21 protein-coding genes and 4 pseudogenes are annotated in these 23,679 nt (G+C 70.0%); 17 read left to right on the top strand and 8 right to left on the bottom strand.

The annotated features are described in order from the left end of the window. Positions 1-83: 83 nt before the first annotated feature. The 5 genes and pseudogenes from AB0F91_RS15475 to AB0F91_RS15455 all read right to left on the bottom strand — a co-directional run. Positions 84-1,619 (bottom strand): annotated as a pseudogene (locus AB0F91_RS15475) (sodium:proton antiporter); the annotation flags it as partial. A 37-nt stretch (positions 1,620-1,656) separates the two neighbouring features. Beyond that, complete coding sequence (locus AB0F91_RS15470; protein WP_360598062.1) at positions 1,657-2,148, bottom strand: alpha/beta hydrolase; 492 nt, start codon at positions 2,146-2,148, stop codon at positions 1,657-1,659. Between the two features lie 540 nt (positions 2,149-2,688). Continuing rightward, positions 2,689-4,231: pseudogene (locus tag AB0F91_RS15465) on the bottom strand (amino acid permease). Between the two features lie 276 nt (positions 4,232-4,507). Further along, positions 4,508-5,347 (bottom strand): serine hydrolase domain-containing protein, encoded by an 840-nt coding sequence (locus tag AB0F91_RS15460; RefSeq protein ID WP_360598061.1) that lies wholly within the window; start codon positions 5,345-5,347, stop codon positions 4,508-4,510. Between the two features lie 93 nt (positions 5,348-5,440). Beyond that, positions 5,441-6,577: a glycerophosphodiester phosphodiesterase gene (locus AB0F91_RS15455; RefSeq protein WP_360598059.1), complete on the bottom strand. Its 1,137-nt coding sequence runs from the start codon at positions 6,575-6,577 to the stop codon at positions 5,441-5,443. Between the two features lie 222 nt (positions 6,578-6,799). Here AB0F91_RS15455 and purD point away from each other — a divergent pair, with 222 nt between their 5' ends. The 12 genes and pseudogenes from purD to AB0F91_RS15395 all read left to right on the top strand — a co-directional run bounded on the left by purD (position 6,800) and on the right by AB0F91_RS15395 (position 16,739). Next, complete coding sequence (gene purD, locus AB0F91_RS15450; RefSeq protein ID WP_360598057.1) at positions 6,800-8,065, top strand: phosphoribosylamine--glycine ligase; 1,266 nt, start codon at positions 6,800-6,802, stop codon at positions 8,063-8,065. Between the two features lie 88 nt (positions 8,066-8,153). Then, entirely contained in the window at positions 8,154-8,543 is a 390-nt protein-coding gene (locus tag AB0F91_RS15445) for a PE domain-containing protein (RefSeq protein WP_360598055.1), read from the top strand. Further along, entirely contained in the window at positions 8,524-9,135 is a 612-nt protein-coding gene (locus AB0F91_RS15440; RefSeq protein WP_360598053.1) for a DUF3558 domain-containing protein, read from the top strand. The genes AB0F91_RS15445 and AB0F91_RS15440 overlap by 20 nt, the downstream gene beginning before the upstream one ends. A gap of 8 nt (positions 9,136-9,143) precedes the next feature. Beyond that, positions 9,144-10,724 (top strand): hypothetical protein, encoded by a 1,581-nt coding sequence (locus tag AB0F91_RS15435; RefSeq protein WP_360598052.1) that lies wholly within the window; start codon positions 9,144-9,146, stop codon positions 10,722-10,724. Next, positions 10,721-11,479 carry an ESX secretion-associated protein EspG gene (locus AB0F91_RS15430; RefSeq protein ID WP_360598050.1) on the top strand — a complete coding sequence of 253 codons (759 nt, stop codon included), beginning with the start codon at positions 10,721-10,723 and terminating at the stop codon, positions 11,477-11,479. Before AB0F91_RS15435 ends, AB0F91_RS15430 begins: the two co-directional genes overlap by 4 nt. 143 nt (positions 11,480-11,622) lie before the next feature. Further along, the gene (locus AB0F91_RS15425; protein ID WP_360598049.1) at positions 11,623-11,934 is read left to right on the top strand and encodes a hypothetical protein; all 312 of its coding nucleotides are present in this window, start codon (positions 11,623-11,625) and stop codon (positions 11,932-11,934) included. A gap of 65 nt (positions 11,935-11,999) precedes the next feature. Then, positions 12,000-13,607: pseudogene (locus tag AB0F91_RS15420) on the top strand (WXG100 family type VII secretion target); the annotation flags it as partial. Positions 13,608-14,027: 420 nt separating this feature from the next. Then, positions 14,028-14,243, top strand: a pseudogene (locus tag AB0F91_RS15415) (transglycosylase SLT domain-containing protein); the annotation flags it as partial. A 69-nt stretch (positions 14,244-14,312) separates the two neighbouring features. After that, positions 14,313-15,479 carry a pyridoxal phosphate-dependent aminotransferase gene (locus AB0F91_RS15410; protein ID WP_360598047.1) on the top strand — a complete coding sequence of 389 codons (1,167 nt, stop codon included), beginning with the start codon at positions 14,313-14,315 and terminating at the stop codon, positions 15,477-15,479. Positions 15,480-15,601: 122 nt separating this feature from the next. Next, the gene (locus AB0F91_RS15405) at positions 15,602-15,787 is read left to right on the top strand and encodes a hypothetical protein (protein ID WP_360598045.1); all 186 of its coding nucleotides are present in this window, start codon (positions 15,602-15,604) and stop codon (positions 15,785-15,787) included. Positions 15,788-15,942: 155 nt separating this feature from the next. After that, positions 15,943-16,566: a hypothetical protein gene (locus tag AB0F91_RS15400; RefSeq protein WP_360598043.1), complete on the top strand. Its 624-nt coding sequence runs from the start codon at positions 15,943-15,945 to the stop codon at positions 16,564-16,566. After that, a complete protein-coding gene (locus AB0F91_RS15395) occupies positions 16,563-16,739 on the top strand; it encodes a hypothetical protein (RefSeq protein WP_360598041.1) in 177 nt (58 codons plus the stop codon). Before AB0F91_RS15400 ends, AB0F91_RS15395 begins: the two co-directional genes overlap by 4 nt. 268 nt (positions 16,740-17,007) lie before the next feature. On the opposite strand, the gene AB0F91_RS15390 is transcribed toward AB0F91_RS15395, so the two are convergent. Continuing rightward, positions 17,008-17,586 carry an HAD family phosphatase gene (locus tag AB0F91_RS15390; protein ID WP_360598039.1) on the bottom strand — a complete coding sequence of 193 codons (579 nt, stop codon included), beginning with the start codon at positions 17,584-17,586 and terminating at the stop codon, positions 17,008-17,010. After that, positions 17,583-18,602 (bottom strand): GntG family PLP-dependent aldolase, encoded by a 1,020-nt coding sequence (locus tag AB0F91_RS15385; protein ID WP_360598038.1) that lies wholly within the window; start codon positions 18,600-18,602, stop codon positions 17,583-17,585. The genes AB0F91_RS15390 and AB0F91_RS15385 overlap by 4 nt, the downstream gene beginning before the upstream one ends. 137 nt (positions 18,603-18,739) lie before the next feature. Here AB0F91_RS15385 and AB0F91_RS15380 point away from each other — a divergent pair, with 137 nt between their 5' ends. From AB0F91_RS15380 to AB0F91_RS15370, 3 genes are read left to right on the top strand one after another with little or no spacing between them, the layout of a single operon-like run. Then, entirely contained in the window at positions 18,740-19,249 is a 510-nt protein-coding gene (locus AB0F91_RS15380; protein ID WP_360598036.1) for a SigE family RNA polymerase sigma factor, read from the top strand. Further along, complete coding sequence (locus AB0F91_RS15375; RefSeq protein ID WP_360598034.1) at positions 19,242-19,943, top strand: hypothetical protein; 702 nt, start codon at positions 19,242-19,244, stop codon at positions 19,941-19,943. The genes AB0F91_RS15380 and AB0F91_RS15375 overlap by 8 nt, the downstream gene beginning before the upstream one ends. Before the next feature lie 37 nt (positions 19,944-19,980). Next, the gene (locus tag AB0F91_RS15370) at positions 19,981-20,580 is read left to right on the top strand and encodes a TetR family transcriptional regulator (RefSeq protein WP_360598032.1); all 600 of its coding nucleotides are present in this window, start codon (positions 19,981-19,983) and stop codon (positions 20,578-20,580) included. 5 nt (positions 20,581-20,585) lie between these two features. On the opposite strand, the gene AB0F91_RS15365 is transcribed toward AB0F91_RS15370, so the two are convergent. After that, the gene (locus AB0F91_RS15365; protein WP_360598030.1) at positions 20,586-21,290 is read right to left on the bottom strand and encodes a FadR/GntR family transcriptional regulator; all 705 of its coding nucleotides are present in this window, start codon (positions 21,288-21,290) and stop codon (positions 20,586-20,588) included. Positions 21,291-21,454: 164 nt separating this feature from the next. Between AB0F91_RS15365 and AB0F91_RS15360 the strand changes: the two genes are divergently transcribed. Then, positions 21,455-22,762, top strand: coding sequence for an ABC transporter substrate-binding protein (locus AB0F91_RS15360; RefSeq protein ID WP_360598028.1), 1,308 nt, complete (start codon positions 21,455-21,457; stop codon positions 22,760-22,762). A 61-nt stretch (positions 22,763-22,823) separates the two neighbouring features. After that, entirely contained in the window at positions 22,824-23,678 is an 855-nt protein-coding gene (locus tag AB0F91_RS15355; RefSeq protein WP_360598027.1) for a sugar ABC transporter permease, read from the top strand. The last annotated feature ends 1 nt before the right edge of the window (position 23,679 follow it).

Genomic DNA, 23,679 nt, shown 5'->3' with positions numbered 1-23,679 from the left:
GGTGAGGGTGCTGGTGGCGGAGAGCTCTCCAGATCCAGCTCGACGAGGACCTTGCGCAGCACTTCGTCGTCGAGGCGCCCGGCGCGGTTCTCCGCGATCATCGCCGCGCGCTGCGTGATCAGCAGCTCACGCCGGGTCTGCGCGAACTTGGCCTGCGGGCTGGTGCTGCGCTCTTCGCCGGCCAGCGTGATCGCGGCACGCGCGAAGCGGTAGCGGGTGTCGACGAGCCGCTCCAGGCGTTCTTCCAGCCGCTTCATGCGGTCCGGCGGCAGATCTGCCTTGGACATCGCCGCCTGCGTGATCTCCTTCAGCCGCGCGTGTGCCGCCTGCTGCGCGACTTCCCTCGCGGCCAGCTCCTCGGCCTGGTCGCGCGCGGCCTCGGCCGGGTCCTGCACCTTGAGCCAGCGGATCAGCGGCGGCAACGTGAGGCCCTGGACCAGCACCGTGCCGACGGCGACCGTGAACGCGAACAGCTGGATCTCCGGGCGCCCCGGTGTCCCGAACGGCACGGCCGAAGCCGCGGCGAGCGTGACCACGCCGCGCATCCCCGTCCACGACACCACCGCCAGCGCTTGCCACGAAGCCGAGTCTCGCGTGCGGCCGAACAGCCGCAGCGTTCTCGGCAGGTAGCTCGACAGGAACACGGCGGGGATCCGCACGGCCATCGTGACCAGCAACACGGCGATGGCGACGATCGCGAGCGTGCCGTTGTCGCGGGCCGCGCGGTCGGCGCCGTCGAGCACGAAGGGCAGCTGCAGGCCCATCAACGCGAACACCAGCGCTTCGAGCAGCACGTCGATCGACGTCCACACGGACCGGTCCTGCATGCGCGTGGCCGGGGACGCGCGCAGCGACCGTTGGCCGAGGTAGAGGCCGGCCGTGACCACGGCGAGCACCCCCGAGCCGCTGAACTCGGCGCCGAAGGGGTGCAGGTGCTCGGCCGTGACGTAGGCCGCGAACGGCACGATGATCCCGAACGCCGACTCCAGCAGCGGGTCGTCGAGCCGCGAGCGGATGAACACCACCACGAACCCGGCGACGAGGCCGGTGGCAATGCCGAGCACCGTCGCCACCGCGAACACGCCCAGGCCGTGGCCGATCGACCCGGCCGTGCCCGCGACGGCGGCGAGCGCGACCTTGTACAGCGTGAGCGCGGCGGCGTCGTTGACCAGGCTTTCGCCGGTCAGCACCGTCATGACCCCGCGCGGCAGGCCGAGCTTGTGCCCAATCGCCACAGCCGTCACGGCGTCGGGCGGCGCCACGACGGCCCCGAGCACCAGCGCCGACGCCCACGGCAGATCGGGCAGCAGCAGGTGCACCACGAACGCGACGACCACGGCCGTCACCACCACCAGCACCACCCCCAGCCCGATGATCGGGCGCAGGTTGGCGCGGAAGTGCGTGAGCGAGCTGTCGAGTGACGTCGAGTAGAGCAGCGGCGGCAGCACCACCGTGAGGATCAGCTCCGGTTCGAGCTCGATGCGTGGCACGCCGGGGATCAGCGCGACCCCCAGCGCGACCACGACGATCAGCAGCGGCGCCGACACGTGGTAGCGCCGGGCGAGCGCGGTCAGGCCGAGCGAGCCGGCGAGAACTCCGACCAGCGTGAGGGTCTCCATGTCCGCATCTTCACCCAGGTTGATCTCGGACGACGGGTTACGGGCAAGCCGTGTCGCGCCCGGGCAGGTGATCTTCGCAGAGGAAATCGGTGAGCCGGCCCGCGGTGCACGCGTGGGTGAGGTCCACGCCGTGGCGGGCGCCGTCGATCGTGGTCAGCTCGGCGCGGCGGCCGAGGGCGGCGCGCACCGGCAGGGCACCGGAGTAGGCGGTGGAGGGGCCGGCGTGGTTCTGGAGCACCAGTGGCGGGCATGCCGTTGGTGAGCGGGTGGGCCTGGCGCTCCTTCCGCACGGCGTTGTGCTGTCGTGGTCCGCGGCCCAGGTGGCAGACGCTGGAAACGCCGTTTCCACGCCCTCGCCCGTCAGCCGGATCACGGCCGTGACGCCTTCCGGCGGGGTGCTGCTGTCGAGCACGATCTTGCCGGTGTTCGGCGGGAACATCGACGCGTAGACGGCGCCGCGTGAGGTGCCGTAGGAAGCGCCGCAGTAGTTCAGTTGCCGCGCGCCCAAGGCTTGGCGGATGCGGTCCATGTCCTGGGCGACGCTTTGGGTCGAGGTACGGCAGGTAGTCGCCGACGTTCTTCGCGCAGGTGTCGGCGACGTGGCGGGCGTCGGCGACGTTGGCGCTGATGTCGCCGTCGGGCGCCGGGTACGGGTCGGCGAGGGTGGCGGCGCGGTCGGTGTCGGGCAGTCCACAGAGGGCCGGAGTGGAATTGTCGATGCCGCGGTCGTCGAAGCCGATGAGGTCGTACTGGCTCAGCAGGTGTTTCCCGACGGCGGTGGTCGACTGCACGCTCGGCTGGCCCAGTCCGGACCCGCCGGACCGCGGGACGGTCAGCGTGGCGCACTGCTGGCGCGGGTCGCGCTGGACGGTGTTGTTCGACGCGTCGGGAGTCGGGACGGGGCAAGTCCCCCAGGGCACGGTCGGGGTGGCCGCGGCGGCGGGTGCGACGGTGCGGGCGCTGAGGCTTACGGCGGCGAGCGCGAATGCGGCTGTTCGGTCCGGTTCCACCGCCCCGATCCTCACCAGGCTCGCCGCCCGCCACCTCCGCCTCCGGGTTGATCCCGGGTCTATCCCAGTTCTTTGAGCTCCCGTTCGACGGCTTCCAGTTCTGCCGTGGATCCCTGCACCTTCGGGCGGGGAACCACTTGCGCGCTGACACGACCCACCACAGCGCCGCGCCGCCGAGCACGATCAGGAACGCGATCGGCGTGTAGTTGAACGAGTCGGCCGTGATGGGAGAGCCCTGCGGCAGCATGAACAGCACGAAGATCACCACGACCCACGCCGTCGCGACGATGCCGATCGGCTTGCCCCAGCGCCCGAGGTTCCACGGCCCCTTCTCGAAGCTGTCGCCGCGCCGGACCCGCAGGAAGACCGGGATCACGTAGGCCACGTACAGCCCGACGGTCGCGATCGACGTGACCGCCGCGTACGCCGTGGCGCTCCACAGGTACGGCAGCGCCAGGATCAGCGCGGCGCCGGCCGCGAGCCACACGGCGTTGGTGGGCGTCTGCGTGCGTTTGTTGATGCGGTGCCAGATATTCGAGCCGGGAATGGCGCCGTCGCGGGCGAACGCGTAGATCATCCGCGAGTTCGCCGTCACCGAGGCCATGCCGCAGAACAGCTGCGCGCCGATGCAGATCAGCAGCAGGAACTTGCCCGTGACCGCACCGGTGGCGTCGATGAAGATCTGCGCCGGCGGCACGCCCGTGGCCGAGTTGACCGCGCCGTCGTAGTCCTGGATGGCGAACGTGAGCCCGATCAGCAGCACCCACCCCGCGACGAGCGACACCAGGATCGAGTTGATGATCCCGCGCGGCCCGGCCTTCGCGGCGTTCTTGGTTTCCTCCGTCATGTGCGCCGAGGCGTCGTAGCCGGTCAGCGTGTACTGCGCCAGCAGCAACCCGAGCGCGAACACGTACACCGACGAGCTCCAGCCCGTCTCGTTGGCGAAGTGCCCGAACACGAACGACGCATCCTGGTGCTGCGCCGGCACGAACACGAGCACACCGACGATCACCAGCACCCCGATCAAGTGCCACCACACGCTCACGCTGTTGAGGATCGCCACCACGCGCACGCCGAACGTGTTCAACGCCCCGTGCACGACGAGGATGATCGCCAGCAACAGGATCGTGTGCCCCGGCGTCGCGGAGTAGCCCACTGCAGGTCGAGGAACGCGTTCAGGAACAGCGCCGCCCCGAAGTCGATGCCCGCCGTCACGGCGATCTGGCCGATCAGGTTGAACCACCCGGTGAACCACGACCACGCGGGCCCGTTGCGCGTGGCGAGTTTCGCCGCCCAGTAGTACAGACCACCCGCCGTCGGGTAGCTGGAGCACACCTCCGCCATGCCGAGCCCCACGAGGATCACGAAGAGGCCGACGAGCGGCCACCCCCAGATCATCGCCACGGGACCGCCGGTCTCCATGCCGAAGCCGTACAGCGTCAGGCATCCGGACAGGATCGAGATGATCGTGAACGACACCGCGAAGTTCGAGAACGACGACATCGTGCGCTTGAGCTCCTGCGCATACCCCAGCGCGTGCAGCCGGGCGCTGTCCTCGTCGTGTCGGTCGGGTTCGGCGGTCTGCTGGTCGGAGACATCCATCGGGCACCCACCTGAAAGGTATGTGGACAGACCTTTGAAGTTCCGGAGAAGCTAGCCCGGCGCGTCTGCGGGTGTCAAGGATCCGTCAAGAACCCCGGCGAGGACCACCGGCCTGGTCCACCCGGGCCCGGGATCGCTACCTCAGCAACTCCCCTCCGAGCCACCGGCTCAGCGGCCACGCACCTTCAGAGGTGTTGGAAACAACCGTGAACACCAGTCCGTCGGACGGCCTCGACACGCTGCGGAACGAGACGCCGTAGTCGTAGCCCTCCAGCATCACCGTGGTGTCGTCGGAAGGGAGCCAGAAGCCGAGGCCGTAGCGGAGCTGTTCGCGGGTGGCGGTCTCCGGGCTTCGGACGCGATCATGCGGGCGACCCACTCCGCCGGGACGATCCGCCCGGTGTGGAGCGCGCGCCAGAATGCCGCGAAATCGCCTGTCGTGGAATAGCTCCCGCCGTCTCCGCTGCCCACTACGGGCAGGCTGAAGACGTTGGTACGGCCGTCTTCCAGATAGCCGGTGGCAGTGCCGCCGGGTAGCGCGTCCGAGCGCGGGAAGCCGGTGTGGGCCATGCCGGCCGGCTCGGTCACGCGCGAGCGCACCAGGTCGGCGAATGGTTCACCGGCGGCCCGTTCGGCCAGCAGGGCCAGCACCGCGAACCCGCCGTTGCTGTACTCGAACCGCGAGTCCGGCGGAAACCGTTGCGGGAACCCGTCCAGTGCGGGCAAATACGCCGCCGCCGACGTGAACGACTGCGGTTGCGCCGGTGGCTCCGCGTCCTCGTCGAAGTAGTCGCCGATGCCCGACCGGTGGGCCAACAGGTGCTCCACCGTCACCTCGTCGTCGATCAACGGCAGGTCAGCCCCCAGCAGAGAGCACACCCGTGTGCTCAAGGTCAGTAAGCCCTCGACGATGAGCCGAACCACCACCAGGGCGGTCAAACCCTTGGTGCCACTGGCGATCGCGAACCGTGTGTCCACTGTGTTCGGTACGCCGTACCCGCGGTGCGCCAAGCCGTACGCACGCGCGAGCACCGATTCATCACGACGGCTGACGGACACGACCCCGGAAAACCCGGTGTCGCGCGCCAGTCGGTCGATCTCCTGCCCGAGAACCATGCCGACAACACTAGGAACCCGCACCGACAAAAACAGCAGGCCCGTCCACCATCGGGTGAACGGGCCTGCAAAAAGCCTTACTGCAAAGGAAAATCAGCGACCCAGGAAATCGTGCAGCGACTCCAGCGCCGTGTCCGCCTGGTCGGCGAAGAAGCCGTCGACACCGGCCTTGAAGAACGCCGCCTCCTCCGCGAACACGTTGCCGAACGCCGTCGGGTCGGCCGACGATCGCAGGTTCGCCGGCAGGAACGGGTTCTCGTTGCGGAAGGTGTACGGCTGCACCTTCAGGCCAACGCGATGCGCGTCGGCAACCAGCGAGGTCGGCTTGCCCAGGTTGTCCGAAGCGTCACGCGGGATGACCTGCGCCTTGTCCGGGCCGAGGTACTTCGCGTACTTCGCGACCTCACGCAGCCCCGCCGGCGTCACGATGTCGGCGTACGTGCGCTTGTCGCCGGCGGCCACGAAGTCGGCCGGGGCGCCGGTGGCCTCGGTCAGCTGCAGCAGCGGCACCCGCACCTGCTTGTGCAGTTCCTTGAGGTTCGCCACCTCGAACGACTGGATGATCACTGGCGCGTCGGAGCGGTTGAGGCCGTTGCGGTCGAGGAACGCGACGAGCTTCGGCTCGGTCGGATTGCCGATGGAGGAGAAGTACGTCGAGTGCTTCACCTCGGGGTAGGTCCCCAGCGTGCGGTGCAGCTCCTTGCCGAGTCGCCGCGTGAGGTCGATGACCTCCTGGTACGTCGCGATCTGGAAGCGGCCGTTGTACAGCTGGTTGTTCGGGCGGTTCTCCGGGATCCGCTCCTTCGCGCGCAGCGTCTTGAGTTCCGCGAGCGTGAAGTCCTCGGTGAACCAGCCGGTCATCGTGACGCCGTCGATGACCTTGGTGGTCTTGCGTGAGGCGAACTCCTCGTGGTCCGCCACGTCGGTCGTGCCGCCGATCTCCGGCTCGTGCCGTGCGACGAGCCGGCCGTCCTTGGTCGGCACGAGGTCGACGTCGACGAAGTCCACGCCCATGCGGAACGCCAGCTCGTAGGAGGCGAGCGTGTGCTCCGGGCGGTAGCCGGGCGCGCCCCGGTGTCCGACGATCACGGGGTCATCGTGCCCGGGTCCGTGCGCCGCCGCACCCTGCACCGCCTGCGGAGCCGCAGTGGCGGGACCGATGGCCAGGCTCGCGACCCCGAGCAGGGCGAGACCGGACAGGGCGAGCACACCCACGCGTTTGCGCTTCATGGAGGGACCTCTCTCTACCGGGCATCCGTCCTTTACGACGGTTTTGCGCCACGACTACCGCGCCACCCTCACGGCTGCAAGCGTCGGGCGGGCGGCACAGGACGGACAAGAGGCTGACAAGCCGGTAAACGGTGCATGGACTCCGCTTCCGGACAGCACCGCGGACAGGGCTGACGGACGGCGAAATGTCCACGAGGAGCAGCGCCCGTTAGGCTGTTCGACGTGCGCGTACTGGTAATCGGGTCCGGCGCCCGGGAGCATGCACTCGTCCTCGCGGTGTCCGGCGATCCCGCCGTCACCGCCCTCGCCTGCGCGCCCGGCAACGCCGGGACGGCCGCGGTCGCCGAGCAGATGGGTGTCGAACCGGCTGATCCCGAAGCGGTCGCTGCCCTGGCGAGCGAATGGAAGGCCGACCTCGTGGTGGTCGGCCCCGAGGTTCCGCTGGTCGCGGGCGTTGCCGACGCGGTGCGGAAGGCGGGCATCGCCTGCTTCGGACCGTCGGCCGCCGCCGCGCGCATCGAGGGCTCGAAGGCGTTCGCCAAGGACGTGATGGCCGCGGCGAACGTCCCGACCGCGCGCAGCGAGGTCGTGGACACCCCGGCACGCCTCGACGCCGCGCTGCAGCGCTTCGGCCCCACCTGGGTCGTGAAGGACGACGGCCTCGCGGCCGGCAAGGGTGTGGTCGTCACGCAGGACGTCGAGGTCGCGCGCAAGCATGCCCTGATGCTCCTCGACGGTGGTCACCCCGTCCTCCTGGAGTCCTTTTTGGACGGACCGGAGGCCTCGCTGTTCTGCTTCGTCGACGGCCGCACCGTGGTCCCGTTGCTGCCCGCGCAGGACTTCAAGCGCGTGGGCGACGACGACGCGGGCCCGAACACCGGCGGCATGGGCGCGTACGCCCCGCTGCCGTGGGCCCCGGAAGACCTGGTGGACGACGTGGTCGCCAGCATCGTGCAGCCCGTGGTCGACGAGCTCGACGCGCGCGGCGCCACCTTCTCCGGCCTGCTCTACGCCGGCCTCGCGCTGACGTCCGAGGGCCCGCAGGTGATCGAGTTCAACTGCCGCTTCGGCGACCCGGAGACCCAGGTCGTGCTGGCGCTGCTGCGCACGCCGCTGGCCGGCCTCATGCACGCGACGGCCACCGGCAAGCTCGCGAAGCAGCCGCCGCTGGAGTGGTCGGGCGGCGCGGCCGTGACGGTCGTGATCGCGGCCGACGGCTACCCCGGCAAGCCGCGCACCGGCGACGTGATCACCGGCGGCGAACTCGAAGGCGTGCTCCACGCGGGCACGCGGCGGCGGGAGGACGGCGCCGTGGTGTCGGCGGGCGGGCGCGTGTTGTCCGTGGTCGGCACGGGCAAATCGCTCAAGTCGGCGCGCAAGCACGCGTACGAGACGGTTGAGCGCGTGCACCTCGCGGGCTCGCACCACCGCACCGACATCGCGCTCAAGGCGGCCAACGGCGACATCACCATGCCGGTGAACGCCTGAGTTTCCACCTCCCGATCACCCGACGGTTGGTAGCCTCGTAGCGGGGCCGAACGGTCACTGTCCGTAGACATCACCGAGGGGGAGCGTTATGGCGGAAAGCAGTCCGCTGTCCGACCTGGCGTCGTCCGTCCCGGCCGCGCCCGGCGTCGCGGACCTCATCGTGGCGCCGGAGAAGCTGCTGGACGTGGCGAAGGCCGTCGACGAGCAGGCCAACGCGCTCGAGGACAAGCTGCTCACGCGCCTGGGCGAGCTGCGCATCGACGCGCCCTCGGCCGACGCGGTGAGCGTGAACTCCGTGGCGGCGTGGAACATGATCGTCGCGGAAGGTGATCACTCCTACGCCGCTGAAGCGCGGGCGTACGTCGCCAACCTGCGGCGCCTGGGCGAGCAGCTGCGGGGCGCGGCGCAGACGTACCAGACGAGTGAGGACGACAAGGCCGCGGCGTTCGGGGACCGTGGTGCGCACGGCATCCACTAGCGCCCTGTCTTTCAGCGCGGTCGCGGTGCTCGCGCTCGGTGTCACCGGGTGCTCGTCCGGCGATGCCGGCACGGCGTTGCCGGTGCAGACCGCGGTGAGCTCGGCTTCGCAGGCCGCGAAGGCTTCGCAGCTGCCGCCGCGCCCGGCCGACCTTTCGCTCACCGGCGTGGACCCGTGCGATCTGCTGGGCCAGGCGCAGCTCGACGAGCTGCAGGTCAACGCCGTGCCGCGCAAGGCCGCCGATCCGCAGGACGGGCCTACCTGCGTGTTCGACGCGGACAAGGCCGAGCCGTTCCACGCGTACCACCTGCGCACGGTGACCGCCGACCTGCAGGAGTGGCTCACCGGCGCGCGGCGGAAGAACAGCATGACCACGGCGCCGTTCTCGGTCGAGGGCTACCCGGCGCTCACGAACTACCGCGCGGCCGGCACGCCTTCGGACTGCGAGGTGCTCGTCGGCGTCGCGAAAGGCCAGACGCTGGCGGCGCAAGCGTTTGCGGTCACCGCGGGCGCGTTCACCCAGCAGCAGCTGTGCCACCAGGCGACGCAGGCGGCCGACCTGGCGCTGCAGTACCTCAAGACACGGACTTAGGAGGGCGCGTGGAGATCGCCGACCTCGCGGGCAAGATCCGCGACCAGCGCTTCGACGGCTGGACGGACACGTCCCTCGCGGACGAGATCCGGAAGTTCTCCGACGGCGACGGCATCGGCAGCATCGGCACGGCCGTCGAGGCGTTGAAGGCCGTCGCGACCGCGCTCGCCGAGACCGACCAGGCGCTGCGTACGCAGCTGACGCAGCTCGGCGTGGAGTGGCAGAGCCAGGCGGGCGGCGCCGCCGGGCAGGTGTTCACCGACCAGGCCGGGTTCTCTCAGGACGCCATGCGGAAGGTGTCGAACACCGCCGAGCTGCTCTTCGCGCAGGGCGAGGCCTTCAACCGCACCAAGTTCAAGCTGCCCGACCCGGCCACGCTGATGAAGGGCGCCGGCGGCTACACGCTCGGCGATTCCGTGCTGAGCCTCATCGGCTTCGAGACCGACCACGCGTCGGCGGTCGATGCCGCGCAGAACGCGCGAAGCCAGGCGCTCGAGGCGTTGAACGCGTACGCGCAGCAGAGCGGCGAGAATCTGCTGTCGTCGGAGCCGCTGAGCCAGCCGCAGTCGCTGTCGATGACGCAGCCGGACGGGCGCAAGAGCGTCCTCGACCTGGCGGGTTCGGCGGTCGACGTGACGCCGGACGGTGGTGTGCGGCCGGCTTCGGCGTCGGTGGAGTCGCAGTACGTGGATCCGCCGCTGGTGCAGCCGGTGGCGAACCTGGTGGCGGTGGATCCGCCGACACCGGCGTATGGGATCGCGGTGCCACCGCGGGCTGGTGGGTCGGCCGGTTCAGGCGGCTCGGGCGGGTCGGCTCGGTACACGGCGCCGGCTTCGGCTCCCGGGCGCCCGGTGCCGCCTGTTGCTCCGCCGGTTTCCGGGCCTTCGACGCCGCCGCCTCCGCCTGGTTGGGAACTGCCTCGGGGCGGCGGTCAGCCGGAGGTGCCTGGGCGGCCTGGGTTCGGTGCGCCGGTTCGGGGTGGCGGGCCTGGTCCTGGTTTCGAGGGCCGGCCCAGTGCCGGTCGTGGTTTTGCCGGTGGTCCCGGGCCGGGTTCCGGTGGTGCTGCCCCGGGTAGCTCGTCGACCGGGCTGGACGCCGTCCTCGGCCGCGGTCCGGCCGGGGGGACCGGTGGTGGCAACCCGGCGTTGAGCCGGGGGCGGCTGGTCGGCAGCGGTCCGCAGTCACCCGTCGTGCCGGAGGAGAGCGTGGGCGGTCCCGCCGCGCCGCCGCGGGCGGGTGCGTCGGCCGGTGAGCTCGGCGCGGGTGCCGCGGCGCTCGGCGCGGGCGTGGCCGGTGGCGCGCTGGCCGGTGATCGCGAACGGCCCGGCCGGGGTTTCGGTGGTGCGCCGTCGAAGGGACCGGTGCGTCCGCTGCCGGTGGGCGAGCTGCCGGAGGAAGAGGCGATCGCGCTGCGCAAGACCGAGCAGATCGAGCCCAAGCAGCCCTCGGGCGACGCGAAGTTCCTCGCTCCCGCGGCCACGCAGAACGAGGACGACGCGGACCACGTGCGCCGCTTCGGCGTCGACGACAAGGACCTCTTCACCGACCCCCGCCTGGTCTCCGACGACGTGATCGGCGACGACGCGTGAACCTCGTGCTCTCGACGCTCGAGTTCGACGTCCTGTGGGAGTCGCTCGAGCTGGGCCGCCGCCCGGCCGCGCTCAGCGTGCCCTCGCCCGGCCGCACCCATTCCGAGCGCGCTGAGTTGATCGAACAGGCGTGGGAGGGACTTTCGCACCGCCGCCTCGCCCGCGGGCGCCGCGCGTCGGGTGAGCTGTTCGACCAGCTGCACCTGCTGTCGCGCCCGCAGTACGCGCTCGACGTCTGGGTCTGGGCCGACCGCGAGATCCACGGGCGCGCCGTCAGCCGCGGCAGCCAGGCCGTGCTCGCCGTCGTCGACCGCGACGAGGTCTGGCTCATCCCCGCCGACGAGGGCGCGCTGGCCGAAGCCGCCGTCCCCGTCGCCGGCGACCTCTCCGCAGGTCTCGGACAGAGCGTCTCGGTGCCCCACGCCACCCTCGTCGCCGCGGACGCTGAAGCCGGCGGCGAACCCAAATCCCTGGTCACGGCGCTGGAGGACCGTGGCCTCGCCCTGTGGGAAGCCCAGGAGCTCGCCGGCATGCTGCTCGGCCAGGAAGCCCGCGGCCAGTTCACCGCCGAACGCACCCTCCGCGACGGCACCATCCGCCGCTCGCCCCACCCCACGGCCTTCTTCGACACCGACGCGGGCCGCTATCTCTTCCAGCTCACCGACGACCCCGACGGCCAAACGTGGGCCACCATCACCCCGGCGGACAACGCGGTGCTGGTGGAGCGGGTGCGGGAGTTGCAGGCGGCTTTGTGAACCGCTCCCGGCACGCCGGGGTGGATTCGCCGAAGATCCGTACCGGGAGCGCGGCCGAGGTCTTAAAGTGGGTCGGGAACCGACTTGGTCATGCCCACGTCTGATCGGTCGGACGTTGGTTTTCGTGAAGGGGAGAGCGGACCGTGGCTGTCTACGACGTCGACTCGATGGCCATCGCGGCGCGGCAGGTCGAGAAGCTGAAGGATGAATACCAGAAGTCCAAGGAAAAGCTCACCGGCATGGACCACGAAAAGGACAGCCCGTTCGGCGGGATGCCCGGCTCGCAGGACGCCCACAGTGCGGTCGGTGAGTTCAAGAACGGTGTGCACAGCCAGTTCGACGCCGCGGGCCAGCACATGGACGCGCTCGCGTCCGCGATGCGTAAGGCCGCCGGTTTGATGACCGAAATGGACGAGGTCGGCAAGAGCGACCTGACGGTCCACGTCGACAACTGAGGCACTGCCGCAAATAGGACAAAGCAGGCTCGCGGGAAAGAAAAGAAAAGCAGGGGGAGCGACAAGTGGCTTTGGATGGGGTCGGTGCCGGGACTCCGGACAACTGGAAAGCGTTCACGGACAAGGTCGACCAGGTCGCCAAGCTCAACGTGGACGCCATCAACAAGGCGGCCGACCAGTTCCGCGGCGCCGCCACCGACGCGGCGGACCACTCGCAGGCGCTGGACAACACCACGAAGGCGCTCGACAGCAGCGTCTGGTCCGGCGATGCGGCCGACAAGTTCTTCGACTACGTGCGCACGGTCCGCAGCGCGGGCGCCAAGGTCGAGGCGCACCTGGGCGATGTGGCGAACGACCTGACGACGCTCGCGAAAAACCTCGCCGACATCAAGTCCAAGGTCACGCACGACAAGCTCCAGGGCGCCGAAGCAGCGGTCAACGCGGTCAACCAGCAGGCGCAGAAGGACATGAACGCCGCTGCAGCCGCCGCGAAGACCGCCGCGGACGAGAAGAAGCCCGCGCCCAGCCCCAGTGCGGACGAGATCAAGGCCAAGGCGAAGGCCCAGATCAACGGCATCACCACGCAGTGGGACGGCGAGGTGCAAGGTCTGCTCACCCAGGCCAACACCATGATCGGCCAGTCGCAGACACTCATGAAGACCCAGATCGAGGGCGGTTACGACAAGGTTCCCCTGCCCGGCAAGGACGGCACGGTCCCCCAGAGCACCGGCGGCCTTCACACCTCGTCCCACCACGGTGGCGGCGGAGGAGGCGGCGGTGGTGGTGGCGGCGGGGGCGGCGGCCTCGGCCCCAGCGGCGGGCCGCCCGGGTCCCCGCCGCCGGGCAACGTGCAGGAGTGGATCGACGAGGCCATCAAGATCCTGCAGGCCAACGGCGTGAACGTCACGGAAGCCGACGTGAAGAACATCTGGGCGATCATCCAGCACGAATCGGGGGGTAATCCCAACGCGATCAACAACTGGGACTGCGTGCCGCTGGACACGGCCATCCTGACGCGGCGTGGGCTGCTGAAGCACCACGACGTCGAGGTCGGCGACGAGACCATCGGCTACAACCCGCAGACCCGGCGCAGCGAGTGGACCCGCGTCACGCGCGTCGTCCACCACGAGAACGCGCCGCTGGTCACGCTGGCCAACTCTCATTGGGCGGCGACCACCACCCCGAACCACCGCTGGCTGAACCTGCCGCGGGTCGCGGTCGCCAAGGACGGTCCGATCACCGGGCCGGGCGGGGATGGGACAGAGTGTGGCCGGAAGCCACGCACGAGCACCGCGCCGGCGAATGGCGTGGCTGTGCACCACAGCGAGATCCACGGTGTGGTCCCCCAAGCCCAGCGCAACGTCCACGCCGACGAAGTTCGCTTCGTGACGACCGACGAGGTCGGCAGTCGTGACCGGATCCTGCTCGCCGCGCCCGCCGACACAGATTCGGCGCTCGACGTGACGGTGCGCGAGGCGGCGATCCTCGGCTGGATCGCGGGCGACGGCCACGTCGAGACCCGTCGTCACCGGCCGACTGTCTCCATTGCACAGTCCGAACCGGACATGCTCGGAAAGCTGCGCGAGCTGCTCGACGGCGTGCCGCACGCCGTTCGCGTCGACGACCGTGGTGGCCGCGGGCCCCGGCACCAGTTCCTGATCGACCACGACTACGCGCAGGACCTGTTGCGTCGCGCGGGAAACCCGAAGTCCGAAGCCGTGCGGCAGGTCCTGGCGATGTCGACCGCACAGCGCGAAGCGTGGCTCGAAGCCGTGACCGACGCGGAGGGCACGCGGCACCTGCGGCCTGGGTACACCAAGCCGAAGGTGACGATCTACCAGGCGCCGGGCGAGGTGCTCGAGGCGATCACGCTGGCCGTCTACCTCTCCGGCGCCCAGGCGCGCCTGTCGGTCACCGACCGCACGGGTGAGCACGAGACGTGGCGTCGCGAGGCTGCCGTGCGGGCGAACGACCCGGTGGCCGGCGGGGCGTTCCTGCGCCGTGAGCCGGCCGGGCGCGCCGACGTCTGGTGCGTGACGACCGAGCTCGGCACCTGGACCGCGCGTGAGGGCGACCACGTCTTCCTCACCGGCAACTCCAACGCGGCCGCCGGGCACCCTTCCAAGGGCTTGATGCAGTGCATCGACTCGACGTTCCAAGCGCACAAGCTCCCGGGGCACGACAACATCTACAACCCGGTCGACAACATCATCGCGGGCGTGCGGTATTCGCTCGACCGGTACGGCTCGATGAGCAACGTGCCGGGCATCGCGGCGATGGCGCATGGTGGCGCGTACCGCGGGTACTGAGCGGGGCCCGGAGCAGGGCTCGTGAGCGGCGCCCGTTGCTCACGAGCCGTGCCGGGTTAGCCTGGCCGCATGGTCGACATCGGTGCTTTCGGTGGGCCCGCGCTGCGGGCCGGCGTTCCCCCGTTCCATGTGATGGACGTGCTGTCCGCGGCGCAGGCGAGGCAGCGCAGTCACGGGGACCTGGTGTCGCTGGCGGCGGGGCAGCCGTCGGCGCCCGCGCCGGAAGCGGTGCGGCGGGCGGCGAAAGCAGCGCTGGACGAGCACACGCTGGGGTACACCGAGCAGCTCGGCATCCCGGAGCTGCGTGAGGCCGTCGCGGGGCATTACCGCAGGACGTACGACGTCGATGTCAGTGCGCAGGACGTCGTGATGACCACCGGGTCCTCGGGGGGCTTCCTGCTGAGCTTCCTCAGCGCCTTCGACCCGGGCGCGAGCGTGGCGATGGCGCGGCCCGGTTACCCGGCGTACCGGAACCTGCTGAAGGTCCTGGGCTGCGAGGTCGTGGAGTTCGCGACGACCGCGGAGACCAACTTCCAGCCGACTGTCGACCTCCTCGACGAGCTGGGGCCGCTGGACGGACTGATCGTGGCGAGCCCCAGCAACCCGACGGGCACGGTCCTGCCCCCGGGGGAGCTGGCGGCGATCTCCGGCTGGTGCGCGTCCCACGGGGTGCAGCTGGTCAGTGACGAGATCTACCACGGCATCTCCTACGAGAAGCAGCTCGACTGCGCGTGGCAGTACGGCCGCGAAGCGCTCGTGCTGGGCTCGTTCTCGAAGTACTTCGCCATGACGGGCTGGCGCCTGGGCTGGATGCTCGTGCCGCAGCGGCTGCACCGGGCGGTGGATGTGCTCACGGGCAACTTCACGATCTGCCCGCCCGCGATCGCGCAGCACGCGGCCGTCGCGGCGTTCACGCAGGAGTCGTACGCGGAGGCCGACGCGCACGTGGAGCACTACCGGCGCAACCGGGATCGGCTCTTCACCGGGCTCGAGAAAATCGGTCTCGACAAGCTCGCCCCCGCCGAAGGGGCCTTCTACGCGTACGCCGACGTCTCCGCATACACCAACGACAGCCTCAGCTGGTGCCAGCGCCTGCTCGCCGACACCGGTGTGGCCATCGCGCCGGGGGTGGACTTCGACCCGGTGGACGGCGGGAAGTTCGTGCGGTTCTCGTTCGCGGGAGCGACCGAGGACGTCGACGAAGGGGTTCGTCGCCTGGGTGAATGGCTCCGGTGAACCAGTCAGGGGGAACCCCGATATCCCCCTGAACGTTGACTGGACGGAGAGAGTTTTCGCACCGCGGGTGGCACGCTGGACAGCACCGGGCCGGCGTGGCGCGGAAACGTCATGGAGGAGCCATGTTCTGGAAGATCGTCGGAGGGCTCATCGTCGCCTGGATCGCCTTCATGGTCCTCGGCGCGGTGATCGGCTTCGTCTTCAAGGCCGTGCTGTGGATCGCGATCATCGGCGGCGCGGTGTTCCTGGGCACCGCGGCCTACGGCGCGATCAGCGGCAAGAAGGACGCGAAGCGCATCGGGCGCTGACAGCTCGGACTTCAGGGGACGCGGCCTTGGATGCGGCGACCGGCCACGACTGCTGGGCGCCGCATCGGCGTTTTCCCACCCTGACCTGATCCTCATCGCTTCCTCACCTCGGTCCGCCACCGTGGAGCGCGCACCGCTCCGCCGAGGAAGGACCGATGAGCACCACTCGAACCGCCGGTTCGCTGCCGGCTCTGCTGTGTGCGCTTTTCGCCACGGCGTGCTCGGCCGACACCACCGCCACCGCCACCGCCACCGCCCCTGACCAGCCGACGCCGCAGACCTCGACGCCGCAGACCTCAACGACAGCGCCGGTCACCTCCACGCGGCGGCTGCTCGCCACCCCGCCGCCGCCGTACGAGGTCACGGTGCCGGAGCGTACGCGCAAGACCGCGCAGGGTTTCCCCCTCAACGCCTGTGTGCCCGACCGGCTCGACCCGCAGGTACTCAGCCTCACCACGTCGGACGGCTTCCACCTGCCGGCGATCGAGCTGGGATCCGGTGACCGCGGGATCCTCCTCGACCACGAGTCCGGCTACTACATCTGCTCGTGGCTGGACACCGCGGAGAAGCTCGTCGCCAAGGGCTACCACGTGATGGTGTTCGAGTACCGCGGCCTCGGCGCCGCGCGGAAGAGCGCGGGGCCGCTCGACACGTTCGACACCGACACCAGCGCCGCGCTTCGCCCAGCAGCTGCGGCGGCGACTCGGTGGCGGCCATCCGCAGGGTCACCAAGCCGGCGTTCTTCGCCGTCGAGCCGGACGACTACAGCGGCAACATGATCGGCGAGGTGAAGAAGCTGTACGAGGCGTCCGGCGTGCCCCCGGCGGGCAAGCACCTGGAGATCCTGCCCGGCGGGACCCACGGCACGGACATGTTGCGCGACCCCAAATCCCAGGACCGGCTGGAAAAGCTGATCTTCGACTTCGTCGAATCGTGTTTCCGGCGAAACTGACCACAGTGGACGAAGGAACCCGCGCCGCTCCGGCCAGCGTCGTGGACGAGGTACGAGCCGCGCGCGAGCGCGTCGACGTAGGCCTTCACCACCGCCTGCGCCATGCCGAAGTCGGGGATGTGGTGCACCACCGCACACAGGATGAGGGCTCGAAGTCCAGGTGAGCCGTCACGTCCGGGTTGGCCAGTGTGCGTTCCCGGCCAGGAGGCGCTCAGCTTGGGCGACCGGGTTCACGCCGGCTTGGCGGCCGTGTCGCGAGGGTGAGGCTTCAGTCGAGCGCGGCGCGGGCGGCCTCGGCGCCGTCCCACAGGTGCGCGCGGATGCCGACGGCGCGCGCACCATCCACATTGGACTCGCGGTCGTCGAAGAACAGGCACTCCTGTGGCTTCGCGTCGAGTTTTTCCAGCAGCAGCTGGAAGATTTCGGCGTCGGGCTTCGCGAGGTTCACGTCACCCGAGAACAGTGTGACGCGGAACAGCTTCGCCCACTCCTGCTCGCGCACCCACTTGCCGAACGACGAAGGCGCGTTCGACAGCAGCGCCAGCGCGGCCCCGGCCTCCGACAGCGCTTCGAGCAGCTCCAGCGCCGACGGTGCCAGGCTCGACCAGCCCGCGACGTCAATGGCCGTGAGCTCCTCCGACATCGTGTCGTCCACGCGCGCACCCAAGCGGTCACCGATCGACGTCCAGTACTCGAGGTCGCTCGACCCTCGGTCGTACGGCTCGCGCACCGCCCAGTACACGGGCTCGAACTCCTCGGCGGGCACGCCCATCGTGGCGGCGAGCTTCGGCAGCGCGGTGGTGCGCGTGCAGAGGACCTCGCCGTAGTCGAAGACGATCCAGTTCATCGCGCGCCCGCCTTGATGCGCTGCAGTGCGTCTTCGACGGCGGTGGGTTCGAGGTCGCGGTGCAGGACGAAGCGCACCTTGCCGGCCATCGGTAGCGCCTGGATGCCGAGCGAACCGAGCCACTCCAGCGCGACGCCCAGGTCGGGCACCTCGGCGAGCACGATGTTGGTGTCCGGCGTGGCGACGCCCCAGCCGTGCTCGGACAGGCCCGCGGCCAGGCGCCGGGCGTGCTCGTGGGTCTTGGCCAGCTCGCCGACGTTCTCCAGCGCGACCAGGCAGGCCGCGGCGAGGATGCCCCCCTGGCGCACACCGCCGCCGAGCATCTGGCGCATCCGGCGCGCCTGCTCCACGAACTCGACACTGCCCGCGACGACCGACCCGACCGGCGCGCCGAGGCCCTTGCTGAAGCACGCGCTCACGCTGTCGACGCCGGCGGTCAGCGCGGCGGGCGGCACCCCCAGCGCGACGGACGCGTGCCAGATGCGCGCGCCGTCGAGGTGGACGTTGAGCCCGGCCTCCTTCGCGACCGCGACCAGCTGCGCGTGCTCCTCGGGCGGGGTGACGGCGCCGCCGGCCGCGTTGTGCGTGTTCTCCAGGCACAGCAGCGTGGTGCGCAACGTGAAGTATGGGCCGGGATTGCCGATCGACGCGCGCAGCAGGTCGGGTGTGGGGCGGCCGGGGCCGGCGTCGTGCTCCAGGATGTCGGGCATGCCGCCGGCGAGCCACGCGGCGGAGCCGAGCTCGTTGGTGAGCACGTGGGCACCGCGCGTCGCGAGGAACCGGTCGCCCCGCTCGAGGTGCACGGACAGGGCGATGAGGTTCGCCATGGTGCCGCTCGGGGTCCACAGCGCGGCGGGCATGCCGAGCGTCGCGGCGGCGCGCTCTTCGAGCTGGGCGATGGTCGGGTCGGTGCCGATCACGTTGTCGTCGACCTCGGCCTCGGCCATGGCGGCCCGCATGCGCCGATCCGGGCGGGTGACGGTGTCGGAGCGGAAATCGAGCGGAGTCGAGGTCACGCCGCGATCACATCACACCGCCACCCGCGCGATCAATGCGGCGGGGGGTGGAGGGAATCGGCGGTCTCGTGCAACCGTGGACGCCCCCGGATCCGTCCTTGAGGACGGATGAGCAGAAGAGCGGAGCAGCAGACCGCGTGGACCAGCGCGACGAAGACGAGTTCGCGGAGTACTTCTCCGCGAAGCGGGATGCCGTGCGCCGGACCGCGTACTTGCTCTGTGGCGATTGGCACAAGGCCGACGACCTCGCCCAGACGGCGTTCGTCGCCCTGCACCGGAGGTGGAAGAAGATCAGGGACCGCGCCGCGACCGACGCGTATGTGCGCAAAACGCTCGTGCGCGCCGTCATCGACGAGTCGCGCCGGCCGTGGCGCCGGGAGTGGCAGGCCGAGGTCATGCCGGAACCGATGTCGGACGCGCCTGGCCTGGCCGAACGCGTCGCGACCAGGGAAGACCTGCTGGCGGCGCTGAAGGAAGTGCCGCCGAAGCAACGCGCGGTGCTCGTGCTGCGGTTCTTCGAGGGCCTGGATGTGACAGCCGCGGCGAAGGCGCTGGGCTGCAGCGAGGGCAACGTGAAGAGCCAGACCGCACGGGGGCTGGCGAATTTGCGAGAGGTGCTGGAACGGGAGGTGGAGGCCAATGGATGAGCGTGACGCGGAGTCGTTGTTCTCCGGTCTGCCCGGTGCGGTGCCGCCTCCGTCTTTCACGAAGGACGACGTCGTCCGCGAGGCGCGCCGGCTCACGTTGCGCCGCCGCAACCGCATTGCCGCTGGTGGGAGCGCTGTTGCGCTGGCCTTGGTGGGCTTCGGCGCCTACGGCCTCGTGGCCGGTACGGGCGGTCAGCCCGATTCCGCCGCTGTCATGAATTCGGCCGAAGCTCCCGCGCAACCCGGCGGGTCGGCTGCGCGTCCTTGGGGTACTGGGGAGGGGAACTTCCCGGCTCTGCCGCCTCAGCAGGGAGGCAGTGGAGACGGGAGGACCGGCCCTCGGGTCGAAGGCGCCTCCGGGTGCGAAAAGGTGGACTGGGAGCTCGCCACAGCCCTCGCTGGCGAGCTCCCAGGCCACTTCACCGCCACGAACGCCACCCAGGGCAGCATCTGTACGACCGGCTCCCGCGGCGCCGGATTCCCCGTGCCGGACGGCTCGATCTCCGCGGCCGTGTTCCCGCGCGGGGCGCCGGTGACGTACCCGGCGCAGTCGGCAGGTGCGGTGACCGCGCGTGCTGTCACCGGTACGGGTGGGACCCTCGTGCTGGTGAGTGTGCCGGGGACGTTCGGGCACCCCGCGCCGTACTCCGGTGACCTGGCGCGCTTCGCCGCCTCGCTCGCCCCCCGGTTCTGACGGCCTGTTGATGGCGCGGCTGGCAGAATGACCGGCCATGACGGCAGCAGCAACCACCCCGAAGGGCGAGCGCCGGCGAGCCACCCTCGTCGAAGCCGCGGCGGAGCTGCTGGCCGAAGGCGGGTTCGACGCGGTGCGCCACCGAGCCGTCGCCGAGCGGGCCGGCCTGCCGCTCGCGTCCACGACGTACTACTTCGACTCGCTCGAGGACCTGGTGACCGCGGCGGTCGAGCACCACTCGCAGGTGGAGCTGGCCAACGGGCGGCAGCAGCTGGAGGAGCTGGCCACCCGCAACCGCGGCGTTTCGGCGACGGTGGAGCTGGTGCTGGACCTCCTGCTGGGCCCGTCCTCCGGCGACCCGGAGGCCGACGCGGAGGCGGTGCTGCTGCGCTACGAACGCCTGGTGGCCACCGGCCGACGGCCGTATCTGAGGCCGTTGATGCGGACCTTGTCGGATCAGCTGAACGAGCTGCTGCTGGAGATCTTCACCCGCTCGGGGACGCCCGTGGACGGCGCGGAGCTGGAGAAGCTGGTGGCGTTGGTGGACGGCGCGGTGGTGAACGCGCTGATCGCGATCGACCCGGCGCCCCGGGCTGCGGCGGCGAGGATGTTGCAGGCCGCGCTCGCCGAAAGCTGACCTGGTTAGCGCCGCGACTTCTTCGCCTTGTCCAAGTCGTCCCGGGACTTCGTGACCAACGCGAACATCGCGCTCTCCGCCGCCCCCGGGTCGCGCGCCAAGATCGCGTCCAGGACCTTCCGGTGGGATGGCACCGGGTTGTCCGAGGGCCCCGACCCGTGCACCAGCTTGTCGCGCTCCGCCAGTCCGATGGCGATGACGCGTTCCACCTGCAGGAGGAAGTTGTTGTGTGTCGCGGTCATCAGGGCGCGGTGGAAGGTCAGGTCGGCGCGGACGCTGGCTTCGGGGTCGTCGCCGGCGGTGGTCATGTCGGCGAGGGCGGCCTGCAGGGCCAGCAGGTCGGTGTCGTCCGCGCGTTCCGCGGCGATGCGCGCGGCGGCGGGTTCGACGACGGTGCGGACCTCGGTCAGCTCGTCGAGCAGGCCCGGGTTGTCGCTGGCCGCGGTCTGCCAGCGCATGACGTCGGTGTCGAGCATGTTCCACTGGTCGCGCGGCTGGACGAAGGTGCCGCGCTTCTGGCGGGCGTCGATCATTCCCTTGGCTGCCAGCACTTTCAGGGCCTCACGCAACGCCGTGAGGCTGATGTCGAGCTCTTCGCGCAGGGCGGGCAGGTCGAGCACGGTGCCCTCGCCCCACTCGTCGGACAGGATCCGGGCGGCGAGCGTCTCGACGGTCTGTCCGTGCAGACCGCGGGGCCGGTGTTCGGTCAATGGAGGTCCCCTCAGTCGGCAGTGCGGAGTCATCCTACCTCGGACGCGATTACGTCATAAATTATGAATACATCTTGACAGCCGCCAGCCCGGTTGCAAGTCTGTGCCAGCAGTCACTCCCCCGCAGGGGAGCGACGCTCCATTCAGACAAAGGGGTCACAGCGATGACGACTGCAGCAGGCCTGTCCCGCCGTCATTTCCTGCGCAACGCCGGCCTCGTCGGCCTGGGGGCACTCGGTTCGAGCAGCTTCCTCGCCGCGTGCGCCACCTCGGCCTCCAACGGCCCGGTGAAACAGGCCGCCGGTGCGGTCACCGTCCAGTCGAACCTCTCCTCGCCGCAGGCGAAGGTCGCCATCGAGGCGCTCGCGAAGGCGTTCGGGGACAAGGGCGGCGCGACCGCGACGGTCAACACCGTCGCGTCGGAGACCTTCCGCACCCAGCTGCCGAGCTACCTGACCTCGGCGAACCCGCCAGACACGTTCACGTGGTACCCGGGTTCGCTGCTGTCGGGCTACGCCAAGAAGGGCTTGCTGCTCGACGTCGGCGACGTGTGGCAGACGATGGGCAACTACTCCCAGGCCATGCGCAGCCTCTCGGGCGACGGCGCGGGCCACCAGGTGTTCGTGCCGATGACGTACTACTGGTGCGGCTTCTTCTACCGCAAGTCCAACTTCGCCAAGTGGGGCGTGACGCCGCCGAGCACCTGGAGCGAGTTCCTCACGTTGTGCGAGACGCTGAAGGGCAAGGGCATCTCGCCCATCGGCCTCGGCGCGGGCGGCGGCACGCAGTGGACCGCCTCGGCGTGGTTCGACTACCTCAACATCCGCATCAACGGCGCGCAGTTCCACCGCGACCTGCTGGCCGGCCGCGGCCGCTTCGACGACCCGAAGGTCAAGAAGATCTTCGACCCGTGGCGCCAGGTGCTGCCCTACACCGACCCGAACGGCACGGCGCTCGCGTTCCAGGACGCCACCACCGTGCTGCTGCAGGGCAAGACCGGCATGGTGCTGACCGGCACCTACTTCGCCGACGCCGCTCCGAAGGACGCGATCGACGACCTCGACTTCTTCCAGTTCCCGATTCTCGACCCGAGCGTGCCCGTCGCCGAGGAAGGCCCGACCGACGGCTTCTTCGCCAGCGCTCGCACGCCGCACCAGGCCGAGGTCAAGGAGTGGTTCAAGTACGTGGCCACGCCCGAGGCGCAGGAGCTCTACATCAAGAATTCCTCCGGCACGGTCCTGCCCGCGAACCCGTCCGCGAAGAACTCCGGCACGCCGCTGGTCCTGAAGGGCAAGAAGATGCTCGACGAGGCCAAGGAACTCACCCAGTTCTTCAACCGCGACTCTTCTGACGCGCTGCAGCCGACGGCTGACGTCGCGCTCATCCGCTTCATCCAGAAGCCGAACGAGCTCGACTCGATCCTGAGCGATTGGCAGACCGCCGCGGCGAAGGTCTTCCAGGGGCAGTCCTGACATGGCGGTGCTCGCAGCTCCGGCTGCCTCGGTGAAGCGTCGGAGGCGCGCGGTCCGCCGCGTGCCCCCGACGCTGCTCCTGTTCGTGCTCGTGCCCCTGGCCGTCGAGGGCTTCTGGGTCTTCTGGCCGGCGCTGCAGGGCTTCTACCTGTCGCTCACCAAGTGGGACGGGGTCTCCGCGCCGACGTTCGTGGGGCTGGACAACTACGCCGAGATGTTGTCCGACGACATCTTCGGCACGGCCGCGCTCGACACGGTGATCTGGATCGTGCTGTTCGGCGGCCTGTCGGCGGCGGGCGGGCTCGGACTCGCCATGCTGCTCAACCGCGAGCGCAAGGGCGTCGGGTTCTACCGGGCCGCGCTGTTCACGCCCGTGGTGTTCTCGCTCGTCGCCACGGCGCTGATCTGGCAGGCGATCTACCAGCCCGACGGCGTGTTCAACAACGTCCTCGGCGCGATCGGCCTGGACAGCTGGAAGCACTCGTGGCTCGCCGATCCCGACACGGCGCTGTACGCGGTGCTCGTGCCGGCGTTGTGGCGCCAGCTCGGTTACGTGATGGTGCTGTACCTGGCCGGCCTCAAGGGCATCGACCCGGTGCTGTACGAAGCGGCCAAATTGGACGGTGCCACGGCGTGGCAGCAGTTCCGGCACGTGACGTGGCCGCAGCTGCGCAGCGTCAACTCGGTGGTCCTGTCGGTGATCATCATCGACTCGCTGCGGTCGTTCGACGTGGTGTGGTCGATGACGAAGGGCGGGCCGTACCACTCGTCCGAGCTGCTGAGCACCTACATGTACTCCACCGCGTTCCAATCGCTGCGGCTCGGTTACGCGTCCGCGCTGGCCGTGGTGATCTTCGTTCTCGCCTTCGGCGTGATCGTGACCTACCTCGTGCGAGCGTTCCGGGAGGACCAGTGAG

The organism is Amycolatopsis sp. NPDC023774 (genome assembly GCF_040639695.1).
Taxonomy (GTDB): Bacteria; Actinomycetota; Actinomycetes; order Mycobacteriales; family Pseudonocardiaceae; genus Amycolatopsis.
Note: the sequence above shows the minus strand (reverse complement) of the source record. Positions and strands in the feature narration are given on the sequence as shown.

Excerpts from the sequence above, each read along its gene's own strand:
- AB0F91_RS15405 (WP_360598045.1), top strand. The coding sequence starts at position 15,602 with ATGTTCTGGAAGATCGTCGGAGGGCTCATCGTCGCCTGGATCGCCTTC.
- AB0F91_RS15375 (WP_360598034.1), top strand. The coding sequence starts at position 19,242 with ATGGATGAGCGTGACGCGGAGTCGTTGTTCTCCGGTCTGCCCGGTGCG.
- AB0F91_RS15445 (WP_360598055.1), top strand. The coding sequence starts at position 8,154 with ATGGCGGAAAGCAGTCCGCTGTCCGACCTGGCGTCGTCCGTCCCGGCC.
- AB0F91_RS15395 (WP_360598041.1), top strand. The coding sequence starts at position 16,563 with ATGATCGGCGAGGTGAAGAAGCTGTACGAGGCGTCCGGCGTGCCCCCG.
- AB0F91_RS15455 (WP_360598059.1), bottom strand. The coding sequence starts at position 6,577 with ATGAAGCGCAAACGCGTGGGTGTGCTCGCCCTGTCCGGTCTCGCCCTG.
- AB0F91_RS15390 (WP_360598039.1), bottom strand. The coding sequence starts at position 17,586 with ATGAACTGGATCGTCTTCGACTACGGCGAGGTCCTCTGCACGCGCACC.
- AB0F91_RS15470 (WP_360598062.1), bottom strand. The coding sequence starts at position 2,148 with ATGGACCGCATCCGCCAAGCCTTGGGCGCGCGGCAACTGAACTACTGC.
- AB0F91_RS15400 (WP_360598043.1), top strand. The coding sequence starts at position 15,943 with ATGAGCACCACTCGAACCGCCGGTTCGCTGCCGGCTCTGCTGTGTGCG.
- AB0F91_RS15370 (WP_360598032.1), top strand. The coding sequence starts at position 19,981 with ATGACGGCAGCAGCAACCACCCCGAAGGGCGAGCGCCGGCGAGCCACC.
- AB0F91_RS15360 (WP_360598028.1), top strand. The coding sequence starts at position 21,455 with ATGACGACTGCAGCAGGCCTGTCCCGCCGTCATTTCCTGCGCAACGCC.
- AB0F91_RS15460 (WP_360598061.1), bottom strand. The coding sequence starts at position 5,347 with ATGGTTCTCGGGCAGGAGATCGACCGACTGGCGCGCGACACCGGGTTT.
- AB0F91_RS15410 (WP_360598047.1), top strand. The coding sequence starts at position 14,313 with ATGGTCGACATCGGTGCTTTCGGTGGGCCCGCGCTGCGGGCCGGCGTT.